The sequence below is a fragment of the Paenibacillus sp. ALE3 genome (assembly GCF_054113405.1).
Window position 1 is genome coordinate 5369197 of record NZ_CM134214.1, and the last position, 13919, is coordinate 5383115.

13 protein-coding genes and 2 pseudogenes are annotated in these 13919 nt (G+C 47.3%); 11 read left to right on the forward strand and 4 right to left on the reverse strand.

Going from position 1 to position 13919, the window contains the following annotated elements; translation table 11 throughout:
* Nucleotides 1-49 precede the first annotated feature (49 nt).
* The 5 genes and pseudogenes from yycF (at nt 50) to ACXHJ2_RS24120 (ending at nt 5540) form a co-directional block, all read left to right on the forward strand.
* A complete protein-coding gene (gene yycF / locus ACXHJ2_RS24100) occupies nt 50-781 on the forward strand; it encodes a response regulator YycF (protein WP_013373888.1) in 732 nt (243 codons plus the stop codon).
* Nucleotides 782-852: 71 nt separating this feature from the next.
* Nucleotides 853-2538 (forward strand): annotated as a pseudogene (walK, locus tag ACXHJ2_RS24105) (cell wall metabolism sensor histidine kinase WalK); the annotation flags it as partial.
* 65 nt (nt 2539-2603) lie between these two features.
* Nucleotides 2604-3944 (forward strand): YycH family regulatory protein, encoded by a 1341-nt coding sequence (locus tag ACXHJ2_RS24110; protein ID WP_040102465.1) that lies wholly within the window; start codon nt 2604-2606, stop codon nt 3942-3944.
* Nucleotides 3945-3962: 18 nt separating this feature from the next.
* On the forward strand, nt 3963-4727 hold the full coding sequence (gene yycI / locus ACXHJ2_RS24115) for a two-component system regulatory protein YycI (RefSeq protein ID WP_013373885.1): 765 nt from the start codon (nt 3963-3965) through the stop codon (nt 4725-4727).
* A 6-nt stretch (nt 4728-4733) separates the two neighbouring features.
* Nucleotides 4734-5540: an MBL fold metallo-hydrolase gene (locus ACXHJ2_RS24120; RefSeq protein WP_058712154.1), complete on the forward strand. Its 807-nt coding sequence runs from the start codon at nt 4734-4736 to the stop codon at nt 5538-5540.
* Here the strand turns inward: ACXHJ2_RS24120 and ACXHJ2_RS24125 are convergent.
* A complete protein-coding gene (locus tag ACXHJ2_RS24125; protein ID WP_013373883.1) occupies nt 5509-5715 on the reverse strand; it encodes a hypothetical protein in 207 nt (68 codons plus the stop codon). The two genes, ACXHJ2_RS24120 and ACXHJ2_RS24125, sit on opposite strands and share 32 nt — an antisense overlap.
* Before the next feature lie 503 nt (nt 5716-6218).
* On the opposite strand from ACXHJ2_RS24125, the gene ACXHJ2_RS24130 reads away from it, so the two are divergent.
* A complete protein-coding gene (locus tag ACXHJ2_RS24130; RefSeq protein ID WP_013373882.1) occupies nt 6219-7454 on the forward strand; it encodes a S1C family serine protease in 1236 nt (411 codons plus the stop codon).
* Between the two features lie 86 nt (nt 7455-7540).
* Here ACXHJ2_RS24130 and ACXHJ2_RS24135 read toward each other — a convergent pair whose 3' ends face one another.
* The gene (locus tag ACXHJ2_RS24135; protein WP_165082255.1) at nt 7541-9259 is read right to left on the reverse strand and encodes a cellulase family glycosylhydrolase; all 1719 of its coding nucleotides are present in this window, start codon (nt 9257-9259) and stop codon (nt 7541-7543) included.
* Between the two features lie 206 nt (nt 9260-9465).
* On the opposite strand from ACXHJ2_RS24135, the gene ACXHJ2_RS24140 reads away from it, so the two are divergent.
* The 4 genes from ACXHJ2_RS24140 (at nt 9466) to ACXHJ2_RS24155 (ending at nt 12009) form a co-directional block, all read left to right on the forward strand.
* On the forward strand, nt 9466-10230 hold the full coding sequence (locus ACXHJ2_RS24140) for a class I SAM-dependent methyltransferase (protein ID WP_165082253.1): 765 nt from the start codon (nt 9466-9468) through the stop codon (nt 10228-10230).
* A 105-nt stretch (nt 10231-10335) separates the two neighbouring features.
* Complete coding sequence (locus ACXHJ2_RS24145; protein WP_013373879.1) at nt 10336-10503, forward strand: CxxH/CxxC protein; 168 nt, start codon at nt 10336-10338, stop codon at nt 10501-10503.
* Between the two features lie 80 nt (nt 10504-10583).
* Nucleotides 10584-11492: a helix-turn-helix domain-containing protein gene (locus ACXHJ2_RS24150; RefSeq protein WP_165082251.1), complete on the forward strand. Its 909-nt coding sequence runs from the start codon at nt 10584-10586 to the stop codon at nt 11490-11492.
* Between the two features lie 28 nt (nt 11493-11520).
* On the forward strand, nt 11521-12009 hold the full coding sequence (locus ACXHJ2_RS24155) for a DinB family protein (RefSeq protein WP_165082249.1): 489 nt from the start codon (nt 11521-11523) through the stop codon (nt 12007-12009).
* A 79-nt stretch (nt 12010-12088) separates the two neighbouring features.
* On the opposite strand, the gene ACXHJ2_RS24160 is transcribed toward ACXHJ2_RS24155, so the two are convergent.
* Together ACXHJ2_RS24160 and ACXHJ2_RS24165 are read right to left on the reverse strand one after the other, a co-directional pair.
* Nucleotides 12089-12433 carry a helix-turn-helix domain-containing protein gene (locus ACXHJ2_RS24160; RefSeq protein ID WP_165082247.1) on the reverse strand — a complete coding sequence of 115 codons (345 nt, stop codon included), beginning with the start codon at nt 12431-12433 and terminating at the stop codon, nt 12089-12091.
* A gap of 57 nt (nt 12434-12490) precedes the next feature.
* Nucleotides 12491-12835 carry a helix-turn-helix domain-containing protein gene (locus ACXHJ2_RS24165; protein WP_013373875.1) on the reverse strand — a complete coding sequence of 115 codons (345 nt, stop codon included), beginning with the start codon at nt 12833-12835 and terminating at the stop codon, nt 12491-12493.
* A 165-nt stretch (nt 12836-13000) separates the two neighbouring features.
* On the opposite strand from ACXHJ2_RS24165, the pseudogene ACXHJ2_RS24170 reads away from it, so the two are divergent.
* Nucleotides 13001-13815 (forward strand): annotated as a pseudogene (locus ACXHJ2_RS24170) (DNA-binding protein).
* Nucleotides 13816-13919 lie beyond the last annotated feature (104 nt).

Consider the following 13919-nt stretch of genomic DNA (forward strand, 5'->3'; position numbering starts at 1 on the left):
ACGAAAAGTTAATGATAGATGATGATCCGTGAGAAGAGGTGAACGCTGTATGCAGGGGACGATTCTAGTAGTGGATGATGAACAACCTATCGCTGATATTTTGAAATTTAATTTGGAAAAAGAGGGCTACGAGGTCATTTGCGCCTTCGATGGAATCAGTGCAGTGGATATTGCGGTTAAGCAACAGCCAGACCTGATTTTGCTGGACCTGATGCTGCCGGGCATGGATGGTATGGATGTATGCCGCGAGGTACGCGGACATCAGCTTCAGACGCCAATTATTATGCTGACTGCCAAGGACGGGGAAATCGACAAAGTGCTAGGGCTGGAGCTGGGCGCGGACGATTATGTGACGAAGCCGTTCAGCACACGGGAATTGCTGGCACGGGTGAAGGCACAGATGCGTAGACAGCAACGCGGCGTGGCGGGCACGCCGGAAAGCCGCCCACAGGAGGATAAGCAGGGGCTGCGCGTAGGCGATCTCTTTTTTGATGCGGATATGTATACAGCCTATAAAAACGGAACTCCACTTGACCTGACGCATCGCGAGTATGAACTTCTATATTATATGGCGAAAAATGCAGGCAAGGTCATGACTCGCGAGCATTTGCTTCAAGCGGTATGGGGATTTGAATACTACGGGGATGTGCGGACGGTAGACGTGACGATCCGGCGGCTACGCGAGAAGATTGAGGAAAACCCGAGCAAGCCGGAGACCATCCTGACACGCCGTGGCCTCGGATATATCGTTAGCGGGGGCAAAGGTGGCCTGCGGGCATGAGATGGCTGTCTTTCTTTCGCACCATTCATGCCAAGTTGATTATTATCTATGTACTACTTATTTTGGTGGCCATGCAGTTGATTGGAGTCTATTTTGTCAGCTCGATGAAGAACTCTTTGACGAGTAATTTTACGCAGGATTTGCAAGCACGGGCGGAGATGCTGTCCGTGCTGGCGGAGCAGGATCTGAGCGGCAGTGATGGCAAAATGGAAGAAGATAGCGTCGAAAGTCTGCGTGCACGCGTAAATAACTTGTTTGATTTCAGCGGCGCGGAAATTCAGGTGCTGGATGCCAGCGGCAAAGTACTGATTACTTCTCAAGGCTCCCACGCTGACTATGTCGGACGTAAAAATACGCAGACAGTGGTTAGCCGCGCACTTCAAGGAATCCGTGATAACGAGGAATATATGGTGGACGAGGATAACGTGCGCAAGAAGGTCGTCGCCAAGCCTGTCATCAGCCAAGGCAAAATCGTCGGTGCGGTGTACATCGCTGCTTCGATGGCTGAGCTGTACGATACGATGAAACGCATTAACAATGTGTTTCTCTCAGGTATGCTGATTGCGCTCGCATTAACGGCTGTGCTGGGCGTGGTATTGGCCCACACGATTACGCATCCGATCAAAGTGATGACACGTCATGCAACAGAGGTCGCTGAGGGCAAATTTGACCAGCAGATGCCGGTGTTTGGCGAAGATGAAATCGGTAGGCTGAGCGTGGCCTTTAACTATATGACAGGACGTCTGCGTGAGGCATTGTCGCAGAATGAGGAGGAGAAGGAAAAGCTCTCCTCCATCTTGACCAATATGAGCGACGGTGTGGTCGCTACTGACGATCATGGCCGGGTCATTCTGGTCAATCGCCGCGCCAGCGCCATGCTGGGCGTGAACGAGAATGAAATGACTGGCAGACATATTGCGGTACTACTGGGGATCGACCCCGAGGAAACTGAGGCTCTGTACAGCGGCTCGTCCGCTTCTACGCTCTTGCAGCTGGAGCCAGCCGGTCAGGATGAACCCATCGTCATCCGTGTGACCTTTACGCCGATTCATCGGCGTGAATTTGGCATTACGGGTACGATTGCCGTGCTCCAAGACGTGACAGAGCAGGAGGAAATGGAGACGACGCGGCGTGAATTTGTCGCTAATGTATCCCATGAGCTGCGCACACCGCTGACGACGATCCGCAGCTACGCTGAAGCGCTGGATGACGGCGCGATGGCTGAGCCGCAGCTCGCAGAGCGTTTTGTGGGTGTTATACGCAATGAGACGGAGCGTATGATCCGGTTGGTTACAGATTTGCTGCATCTGTCGCGGCTCGATTCCAATGAAGCGCCTTTGCGGATGCAGCCTGCCGATGTGATGGAGATGCTGGACGAGGTCGCGGATCGGTTTTCTTTTCAGATGAAGGAAAATCACATTCGCTCAGGCATGTTCGTAGAGCAGGGGATTGGCAAGGTCGTAATCGACCGCGATCAGATTGATCAGGTGCTGGACAATCTGATGTCCAATGCATTGAAATATACGCCAGAAGGTGGAAGTATTCGGATCGAAGCTCGCCGCAACAATGAGGGCATGCTGGCTATTTCGGTGCAGGATACTGGAATTGGCATACCAAAAAAAGATTTGGACCGGATTTTTGAACGGTTTTATCGTGTGGACAAGGCGAGATCGCGCAATATGGGTGGCACGGGACTGGGGCTGTCGATTGCCCGGGAAATTGTAAAGGCCCATGGAGGTCAGATTTTCCTGGAGTCCGAATATGGTCAGGGAACTTGTACGACTTTTACGCTGCCTATGTCGGGTGAAGGGAGGGAAGCACAGTGAAGGAACGTTTGAAGTCCTGGACGCTTGTTTTGCTGGTGGCTTCCAGCCTGGTTCAGACTTATTTTTTGATCTACCGTCTTCCGGGCAGTGATTCTGTAATCACCTCAGAAACGAACTATGTCAAAACCGAAAGCATGGGGCAGGAGAAAAAGATTGAAAATCTTGTATTCCCTGATAGGATGCTAATTCATCAAGGTGAGAAGAAACATACCGTTTTTTATCCGGGGGTTACTTTTTACGATTTAATTTATACACGGCTGGAAAGCCGAAGTTTTAACAATTTCCAACGTCGGAGTATCCAATCAGCGGACTGGGCACGGATTCGCAGTGAGAATGAGGGGATCGAACTATCATTTTCAGGCGGAGTTCCGGTTTCATTACTGGAACGGGTTATGCGTCTGACGCCGGATTCGGTGTTTCAGGGAGAGACGATTAACCGCATCTGGATCTATATCGACGAAAAGAATGCCAAGCCGCACGCGCTCTTTTTTAGTGCTAGAGGCGATGTGGTGTATGAGGCGAACCAGTTCGATATGACGGTAGAAGACATTCGGCAGCATGTGAATTTTGGGAAAAATGCTCCGTTGTACAAGCTGGTGAATAATCAGTACTACATTCCCGTGAATGACCTGGAGACTGTACAGCCTGTGGTATATGCCGGGTTGTTTACGACGGAACAGATGCAGCGAAATTTATTTTTCGATCCAGGCATTACGCGCAATATTCAGGAAAAAGATGGTTCCCAAATTTATACAGATAGCAAGCGTAGTCTACAGATCAAGCAGGATCAACGTTGGATGAGCTATACCGATCCCAGTGCACCAGGGGCAGATGGAAGCAGTCCGATTAGGGACGTATTGGCCGCAGTTGATTTTGTAAATCAGCATGGCGGTTGGGATGCTTCATATCAGATGAAATTGAGGAGCAGCGATGAAAATCGCACAAGTGTGATGTTCCAGCAGTATTATGGTGCTTACCCGGTGCTGGACACGCCATCGTTCCGCTTTGGTACGATTTCATTGCAAATCCAGCAGGAGACGGCATCTGTCTATGATCGTTCGCTGCTATATCTCAAGGGCGGGGAGCAATCCTCGAGAAAGGTGTTGCTGCCAGGTGGCGAAGCCTTGGAGAAGCAACTGCAAATGGTAGGCGATGGCAAGTCGATTAGGGATCTGACTCCTGTATATCAGCCGGAGCTGATCAATGACGGATTGAAGCTTGTCCCTGAGTGGCGTGTTACGTTCAGCGATGGTTCTGCGGCAGAGATTCATGCTGTTCCTGTAACGACAGCATCCAATACAACACCAACGAAATCAGACCAAGAGACAAAGCGATGATAGGAAGGGGGAACGGGAATGGATTGGAGCCGCGCTAAAAACGTACTGATCTGTACATTTTTGCTGCTCAATGTGGTATTGGGTTATCAACTGTGGCATGATGCGCAGGAAACGGCCGGGCCGAATCTGGATTTTACTTCACTGGATGAAAACACGCAGCGTTTAATGGAAGAGAAAAGCATTCAGGTGTTGGCTCCGATTCCCGGAGATACCCCGCAGCTGCCCAAGCTGTCTTACACCTATGTCCATAGTGGAGAGAAGGATGAACTTGTGCAGTTGCTGAGACCGGTGGACAGCAAGCTGGTATTCACTCATGATGCGCTAGTGGAGGCACTGGAGCCGCAAATCAAGGACATCGATAGCTACCAGTACGATCCGCTGGATGTTCAGGAGGAGCTCGTATCTGGACAGGCAGATGCTTTTGTGCTACATCCGTTGGTACAGGGCAAGTGGCCGCTCTTTAATGTGAAGCTGGCTCTGTTTTACAGCAATCAGAAGATTACAGGGTATCGCAAAATTCAGGTGGAGCTCCAGCCCTCGGATGAGGCAAAGAAAATGCTGCCTGCGTCCAAAGCATTGGCGAGGTTGATCGACGGCTATTTGCCGCGTGACTCCGTAGTGAAGGATATCCGGCTAGGGTATTACGGACAGACCTTTAACTCCGATAGCCAGGTGGCTGCCCCGGTGTGGCGGTTTATGCTGGACAACGGAAAAGGTGTGTATTATGTACAGATGAACGGAGATGTCATTAGTCCAAAGACAGAACATACAGAAGGGTCTTGAACAGATATGGGGATTTCTTTTACCGTGCTGTCGAGCGGTTCGACCGGCAACGCTACCGTTGTGCGGAACGAAGACACGACATTGCTCATCGATGCAGGTCTCAGCGCAAAGCGTATTGACGAATTGCTGAAAGAACGCGATCTGAGCGGAGAAGAGTTGGATGGTATTTTGGTCACACATGAGCATTCCGATCATGTTAAAGGACTAGGCGCCATGGCGCGTAAATATAATTTACCTATATATGCTAACGAGAAGACATGGTTTGCCATTAGCAACGCTGTTGGGCAAATTGCGGATGATAACCGCAGAATATTGGAGACAGGCGCGACAAGGGAATTTGAGTCATTGCGTGTAGAGTCTTTTGGCATCTCCCATGATGCGGCTGAGCCCGTAGGGTACAGCTTTTATGATGGGGCAGAGAAGCTTAGCGTAGCAACCGATCTCGGCTATGTCAGTGATAAGGTAAAACAAGCGATATCAGACGCAGATGTATTGGTGCTGGAGGCTAATCATGATGTAGAAATGCTGCGTATGGGTCGTTATCCTTGGAACATCAAGCGCCGTATTCTCAGTGATATCGGCCATTTATCCAATGAGATGGCAGGAGCGATTCTTAGCGAGCTGTTGACCGGACGGACAAAGCGAACGTATCTGGCACACTTGAGCCGCGACCACAATATGATGGAACTTGCGAAGATGACTGTACGCGATGCGATGGAAGACCGCGGCTGTTTTTACAAGGATAGTGAGTTTCGATTGTGTGATACGTATTATGATCGTCCTACACCTTGGGATAAGGTAAGTGAGCCATAAAGCTGTCCAGCTCGGCGGCTTTGCGCTCGACCTCTTCACGGGTCACTATGCCTTTGTCCACCAGTAGTTCAATCAATGTACTTAGCGCCAGTGTATTCCGGTAGTGCTCGTCTTTCAAATCCGCAAGCTTGGCTGCCATGCGAACTTCATCCATAGCGGAACGATGGGAGTTCATCTTATATTCCTCCTGTAAAAATATTTTTAAAATGGCGTGCAATAAGCTTGGTTCTGCCTGTGGTTTTGCCAGGTGCTGTGATACAATAAAGCTAACAACAGAAAGCTTTCTGAAGGAAGGCTCTCATCGAAAGTATAGGCTGCTTTAAGCGGACGGGAACAAGCCAGAACGTCTCTATGAGACGATCATTTTGTAATAGAATAGAAGACTTGTTACTATTGTAGTCCATTGGTTTGGAAATCATTCCTCTTTTTCCCTCTATTCGGGGTCAAATTTGGCGTGTATGCTAATTTATGAGATTTGGTTGCTTAGGAAAGTGCTATTTGTGGTGATTAATAAGTAGACCGAAACGATTAGTTGCTGAATTCCGATGGTGGGGGATATTCAATCCATTTGTGATGTTCAACGGAGCAGGTTCTCTGTAGCATAGGTTGGCGCAAGCCCGAATAGCCCTAATTTTTTAGTGAGTGTCGGTGCATGACAACGAAGGGGAGAGGATTAGCATGGGCTTGTTTGAAGATGATTTTTATTCAACGAAGGTGTCCACACGTGCGGCTAAAAAAACAGCATTTAAAGCACGTCGCGGAGGACGGGGACGTTGGCCGCACAGGAATCGCCGGGTAAGTCCGGTGCAGGCTGCTGTCATCAGCGGTGCGGTTAGTGCAGTGGTTGCAGTGCTGCTGTTCAGCTTTATTACAGGTCTCCCCTCCACTACAGCAGTAACCGGAGCAAGTCATTATCCCTTGCGGCAAGCAGCGGGCGATCCGTATGACCGGATTGTGCAAGCGGCAGCCAAGATACGCCCAGCTGTCGTCAGCATCGTAAACCTGAAAGGGGAAGACGGTAACAGTACGGAACAATCAGCGCTTGGATCGGGCGTCATTTTCCGTGTGAGCTCAGGCAAAGCCTTTATTATGACGAACAACCATGTCATCGAGGGATCGGATGATCTGGATATTGTAACCGTAGACGGTGTCAGAAAAGAGGCGAAGCTGGTCGGAAAGGATCGCATTAGTGATATCGCTGTACTGGCCGTTGATGATAAAGGCATTAGCACAGTAGCGGATATCGGGGACTCCAGCAAACTTCGTCTGGGCGAGACGGTCATTGCGATTGGCAATCCACTCGGATTGGGAGACACGCTGACCTCTGGCATTGTGAGCTATACGAATCGAATTATTCCGATTTCCATCAATCAGGATGGTGTATATGATTGGGAGCAGCATGTGATTCAGACCGATGCAGCGATTAATGAAGGAAACAGCGGTGGAGCGCTGGTCGATCTGGACGGACGCGTGATTGGCATCAATACGATGAAAATCGCCGATACAGGTGTGGAAGGATTGGGCTTTGCCATTCCCGCCAATGAAGTAATGAAGACGGTGAATGAACTGGTTGAGGACGGCAAGATCACCCGCCCTTATCTGGGGGTGTACACGGTGGATCTTAATAATGAATATGCACCGCTGGATGAAACTCAGCGCAAGGAACTCAAGCTGCCTGACAGCGTGAAAGATGGGGCCGTTGTTCTGGAGGCCCATGGTCCTGCCAAGGAGGGCGGCTTGAAGCTGAACGATGTCATTACGGCGTTTGATGGCGAACCGATTAACTCTACGCTTGATTTGCGTCGCTACCTGTACGATAACAAGAAGATTGGCGATGAGCTGAAAGTTACCTTTTACCGGGCAGGCAAGGAAGAGTCGGTGACGTTAAAATTAACAGATAAGCCGGAAGGCTAAGGTTGAATGATAGGCTTAACTATAAAGAAGGCGCTCTCCGGCTTATTTCCGGGAACGCCTTTTTTCGATTTCTGCTGTGCCTTAGATTAAGACGTCACGCCTGTCACACGGGTTCCGCTCTTGGTGATTTTGTATGTCACCACATCTCCGCTCCAGAAGTGGAACTTCAGTGTGACTTCGCCATCTTTCACACTGTTGAAGAATTCAGGCAGCAGCTTGATGCCATGGGTATCATAGGCAGGGGCAAAAGTATTGCCAAATTCTTTATAAGGTGTCCAATCCTGTGGACCGGCATTTCCACCATTCGTATACACGGCTTCCATCGTCGCAAGCTGGCTACCACGGAAGTCTGTTGAAATGGTAAAGGCTCGAGTTGTCCCTTCGACAGCACTTAATTTTGGTGTATCATACACAACGACTCTAAAATTCCAATCCGCCCCCTTATTAAACTTGGCGGTCATTACGGCATTCTCACCATATTTACCGGAAGTTATTAGGCTGGTGAGCAAGCTGGCTTTGAAGGTTAATGTGTCTTCACTCAGCGTGTAGTCGGTCCCCTGTTTCAGTTGCTTGCTGTTGGCATGGAGTGATTTTAACTGGTTGCCATTCAGGTTTAGAGTGACCTTGGTTTCCTGAACAGGAGAGCCTTTCTTCAAATGAATGAGATCACTAGCTGCATTGGAGGAACGTCCTTTCAGGCTGGCCTTAATAACATTAAAGAGTTCAGGATCAGACCACTTGTACGTTGTCCGGTTTAGGTGCTGGCCGTTATCCCAGAGCATACCTGTTACTTTCTTCTCTTTCATGTAATGGGTCACAAACTCAAAAAATTTTAGCTTTTCGCCCTGTTCAATAACACCTGTATGCTTATCGAAGCCGAGCAGGCCATATTCACCGACAATAACCGGAATTCCCTTGGCTACAAAGGTGTTATAGACATTATCAAATGTTTGAATAATATCATCTTGGGCAACTTTATCAAATGTTGTATTCCCGGCAATGTTTACACTGAAAGGCCAAAAGCCATAATAGTGAACGGTCGCAATCAGATTGGGATCGTTCAGCCCAGTAATTGTGTTGTAAAGCTGGCTAATCTTGGCTTGGGCAGGTGAAGCATCCAGACCGGATAGAACAAGAGGACGAGTGGCATTCTTACCACCGGAGGCACGAACGATTTTGTGGAAGGATACATTTAGCTCATGAAGCATCTGATTCATTTTCGCTTCATCCGTTGTTCCCCCTTCAGAAAACCGGGGCTCGTTAATACTTTCGAACATCAACTTGTGAGGCTGATTTTTAAAGCGGTCGGCAATTTGTGTCCATAATGCGTTATAGCGAGCTAACACTTCATCATGCTTGGGCTCCATACTGCTTACCCACGTCCATGAATCATGATGGACATTAATCATGACATACAGATTGGCATCCAGTGCCCAGCGAACTACCTCTTCCACACGGTTCATGTAGGCAGACTCAACCGTATAGTTTGGTGCGGCTCCAATATGCTTATCCCAGGTGACGGGAATGCGAATACTTTTGTACCCTTGGGCAGCAATTTGCTGAATCAAAGCTTGGGTAATGCGCGGATTGCCCCAGGCGGTCTCGTCCGCCCCGACAGCATCCAGCGAATTTCCTAAATTCCATCCGGGCTGCATGGCTTCCACATATGACTGCATATTGCCGGTGGCAGCGGCTGGCTGTGCTTGTCCGTCCGTTTCAGCAGCAGCAACGGATGCGAACGAGGTTAACAATAAGGTAATGGCAAGCGTCAACGACAGCAATGAAATGGGTCTTCGTTTTAACATAACAGGCCCCTTTACAAAGTTATTTTTGAGAGCGCTTTCCATTAAACACTATCATATTATTTTAATATGGAATACCTGTATAATTCATGTAAAAATCATGTGCTAATTAGATATTTTAATTTTGTAAGCGTTATTATTGAAAAAATACAGAAATGAGTGTAGAATCTATGGCCCCCTCAAATACCAAAAGAAAGAAGGAGATGAATATGAATAAGTGGAACACCGAAGAGGCCATTCGACGCTGGAACATGCATGCAGAAAACTTTACTGCCAAGTACACCGAAGAAGGGGATCGGTCTCGTGAAGTGCTGCTAAATCCTGCTTTGCAAGAGTGTATGGGACTGATCGCAGGTAAAAAAGTGCTTGATGCCGGGTGTGGCGAAGGTTACCTGAGCCGGAAAATGGTTCAGGAGGGCGCGTTGGTGGAAGCTGTCGATTACTCGACAGAGATGCTGAAGCTTGCAAGAGAGCGGACACCGTCAGCAATGGGAATTACATATCACCACGGCAATCTAGAGAGGCTGGAGATGTTCGAAGACCAGAGTTTTGATCTGATCGTATCCAATATGGTCATTCAGGATTTGGCTCATTATGAGCTGGCGATTGCCGAAATGCGGCGGTTATTAGTTCCAGGGGGCAACTTTATTTTTTCTATTCTGCATCCGTGCTTTCTGACACCGCAGAGTGGATGGGTGAAGGATGAGACAGGGAAAAAGCTGTATTGGAAAGTGGATCAGTATTTCAACGAAGGTCCCCTGGAGCAAGCGATTCCTTATGATCAGGAGGAAAAACTTTTGTATTTTCACCGTACGCTGGGCAGCTATGTACAGACCATTGTGGAGGCGGGTTTGTTGTTGGAAGGGATGATCGAACCGAAGCCGTCTGCTGGTATGCTGGAGAAATATCCCCATTTCCGTGAAGACCTGAACGTCAGTAATTTCCTCATTTTTAAGACCAAACGTCAGGGATAGTGGGCAAGCCCTTTCCTTTCCGCGTCAAGTGTGGTAGAACAAAAGAAGGCGGTTTTGACACACCTACAACAGGAAGAGCTTCAAACGGAAAGGGATGCAACTGGAATGTACGTGGTATGTAAAGAGCATGTGGAACTGGCAATTGATATGTTCGTCGATGAATACGAGGATGCACCGGATGTCGTCGATCTCAAAGAAACGAAATTTTCGGATTGGGACCCTCCAGTGAAGTGCAAGGAATGTGAGAAGAAAGCAGAGTTTTTGGTCGTCTAAAAAACAAGCACGGGCGTTTCGGGGAGAAACGTCCTTTTTGTATTTATTCCTACCACATCTGAGACAGGAGTGAACGATGGATGGACCCTTTGCTGCATTCACTGTTTCGTCCGCTTCAAGTCAATGGAAGTGACCCCTATACATATTATATTGAGCAAAAACCGTCTGCTGCGCTGAGAGCCTACGTAGCCTGTTATTGGGAGTCTGGCCCGGTTACTAAAGAAGTCCCTGAAGGGAATATGAGAGTATCGGGTAGAGAGGCAGTGGACCGTGTATTACCTGACGGTTGTACGGATATTCTATTAGAATACGACCCGGTGAGTAAGCATCAGGAACTCTCATATTGCGGGACATTTACGCATCCGTTCGTGTCTACCAGACAAGCAGGGTCCGAGACACGTATTTTTGCAGTAAGATTTTTCCCCGGTGGAGCACATTATTTTCATGGGATGCCGACTCACTTGTTTACAGGCGGTAATTATCGCTTGGAAGAGATATGGCCCGAGAATGTCGAGATCATAGGTGAGCGCATTTTGGAGGCACGAGACTTTAATGAACGGGTGCGCCTAATGGATCAATATCTCAACCAGCTTCTACTGCGTCGTAGGACAAGCGATTGTGACCTGATGAAAAACCTGCTGCATCGCATCTTTGTGAGCGGCGGAAGTGTGGGGGTTAAGGAGCTCGCGGAGCGTGAGGCAATCAGTGAAAGACAGCTCAACCGCAAATTTGGGCAATGGATCGGGATCAGCCCCAAAAAGCTCAGTGAAGTCGTCCGCTTCCAGAGCGTTCTGCACAGTATTCAGAATGGTGATTCTGTCGATTCGATGGAGTTGGCATTGAAGCATAACTTTTTTGACCAAGCGCATCTAATCCGCGATTTTCGCAGATTTTATGGAGATTCCCCGCTTACCGCGGCTAAGGATTTACGGAAGTTGTCCGATTTTTACAATACACGTTCGGAACCCTCGGCTATACTCAAAATATGAATAAGAATGGCAAAGGAGAGATGAGAATATGAGTGGAACGCTGCAAGTTCGCGATCATTTGCTGAATGAGCTGGAGACCGGAGTACGGACGGGGGGAGCTTTGATTCGTAAAATACGCCCAGAGGATTGGAGCTTTCGCCCACAGGACAATTTCCGCTCGTTGCTGGAGTTAGTGCATCATTTTGTGCTTATTCCGGCTTCGGATCTTGCGATTATGCAGGAGAAGTCCGAGGCAGAAGTGGGAAGCATCGAAAATAGCCTGTCTGGAATGGAAGATCCCGAGCGTTTAGCTGCGACCTTCAGGCAGAATTTTGAGGCTTATAAGGCTTACATTCTTTCGCTCAGCGAGGACGATTATCTGAATCGTTCGACGAAGGCCTTTTATATGGAGCATGGGCATTTACAGGTTCAATGGCAGATTGAGACCGTGACCCACGTATTCCATCACCGCTCGCAGATCTACAATTATCTGAAGCAGCTGGGGCATGAAGTGAGCTTTTTTATGTTGTATGCGTGAGTTTTTATATAAAAGGTTTGGAGGGCACCTGTGTGGTGCTCTTTTTGGTTTTATTCAAGGCTTTTTAGGGTGGAATGACTTAGTCGAACGCGCGTGAAACTTCTTTACTAACACGTCTAAGAATCCCGATTTGGTCTTCATTCAATCTGCTGGTGAGCGCAACAAACTCATCTATTGCCTCTTGCCTAATCATTTCGTCTGTAGTCATATGTTCCTTGGAAAACATCAATTCACTGATAGACACGTTTAAGGCGGTTAGCACTTTCTCCAGAGTATCAATCGAAAAGTTCCCTTCGCCACGCTCTACCGATCCGATATATGCATCATCTAATCCTGAAAGTTCTGCAAGTTGTTGCTGTGTTAATCCCTTAGCCTTCCGAATTGCTCTAATTCTTTCTCCAACCGAATTCCGTAATTTTGTCATATTAACCACCTTAACAAGCTTATAGAAGAGGAAGTGTAAAAATTAGAAGGGAATAGTTCAGTTCTTTTTTTGCTGAAGCTCAATTAAACCAACAATATTTTTAGTTATAGTAGTCAGAATTTCGAGTTCAGTTGTTTCTCTTGAATTTATGAGTAACATAAGTTCATTTATAATTTGTTTTCGATCCGTAGTTTCATCGAATTGGAAAAGTTCAAAAGGCGGAACTTTTAACGCTAGAATTATTTTTTCCAACGTCTCCAATGAAATATTTCGATCCCCACGTTCTACTCCACCAATATAACTGTAATGAAGTCCTGCGGCTTCTGCCAGTTGTTCCTGTGTCCATCCTTTAGCCTTTCTTAGCTCCCGTATCCGATTTCCAACACTTTCTGGTAAACTCATGTAATCACCTCCACTTAAGGTTAGAAGAGGAGAGAATATGGTTACAGACCATTTTATGCAAAATAAAAACACGCAAAACTGTACTTTTAAGTACCTTTTATATTGACCTCCTTTTTCACTTTCTATACAATTGGATGTAAATGGAAATATAAGGAGAGGCTACTCTTGGAAACTTCTATCCTGGAATCACTCTCAAACCGGATATCATTGTTGAAATGTTGGAGATGGCTGTGGCTTTTGAAAATTGGAAAAAGGTAATGGAGACGGCGGATATTTTGTACCAATGTGTCCAGCGTATCTACGAAGAACGGCAGTATCATAAAGCAATGAAATTATCCATCCCGCATGTCAATTTAGAACGTCCGTTGGTATATTATTTTGGGCTCAGTCACCTGATGTGTGGAATGGCTCACCAGCACCAGGGTGCATATGAACAGGCAAGGGAGTGCATCTATAAGTATGCTGAGCTAGGGTGGATGGAGGATTTAGAGGAAGAAGACAATCAGGTTGTCGAGGAGTTCAGGTTTTTAGCTAAGACTAATTTATATGCAGTGAATATTTTGTCTGGCAATATAGAGCTGATTGAGGAATATGTAGCCTTTTTGCAGGATAATCTAGAGGAAATATTACCGGCGCTCAATACCATATTACAGGCAGCGCTTATGTATCATTTGGATGTGGCAGATATCTTACATACGTTTGCAGAGCAGATTGATAAATTCGAGAGTTATGAAGACGCAGAGAACATATCTTACTATTATAGCTACTGCTATCACTTGGCTTTGTACTATCGGAAGTACGATAGATTACAGGATGCAGTGGGACTTACTTTACAGGCGATGCAACTAGCTGATCAGTCGGGTAACGATCGTAATTTCAAGAAATGTACAGCATTGTTTGAATCATTACGGGAGTCAGCGACAGCGGAGCAAATCAGCGAATATCGACAGATGCTAATGCAGTGTCTTGATGAATACTGAACTGATAGCATTTCATTGTAAAGAGCGTAAATGTATGATCCGCTATGATCTGGACAAGGGATAGGCTCGTAACGGCGAGGAAATAGATAGGTAAGAGGCGTTTC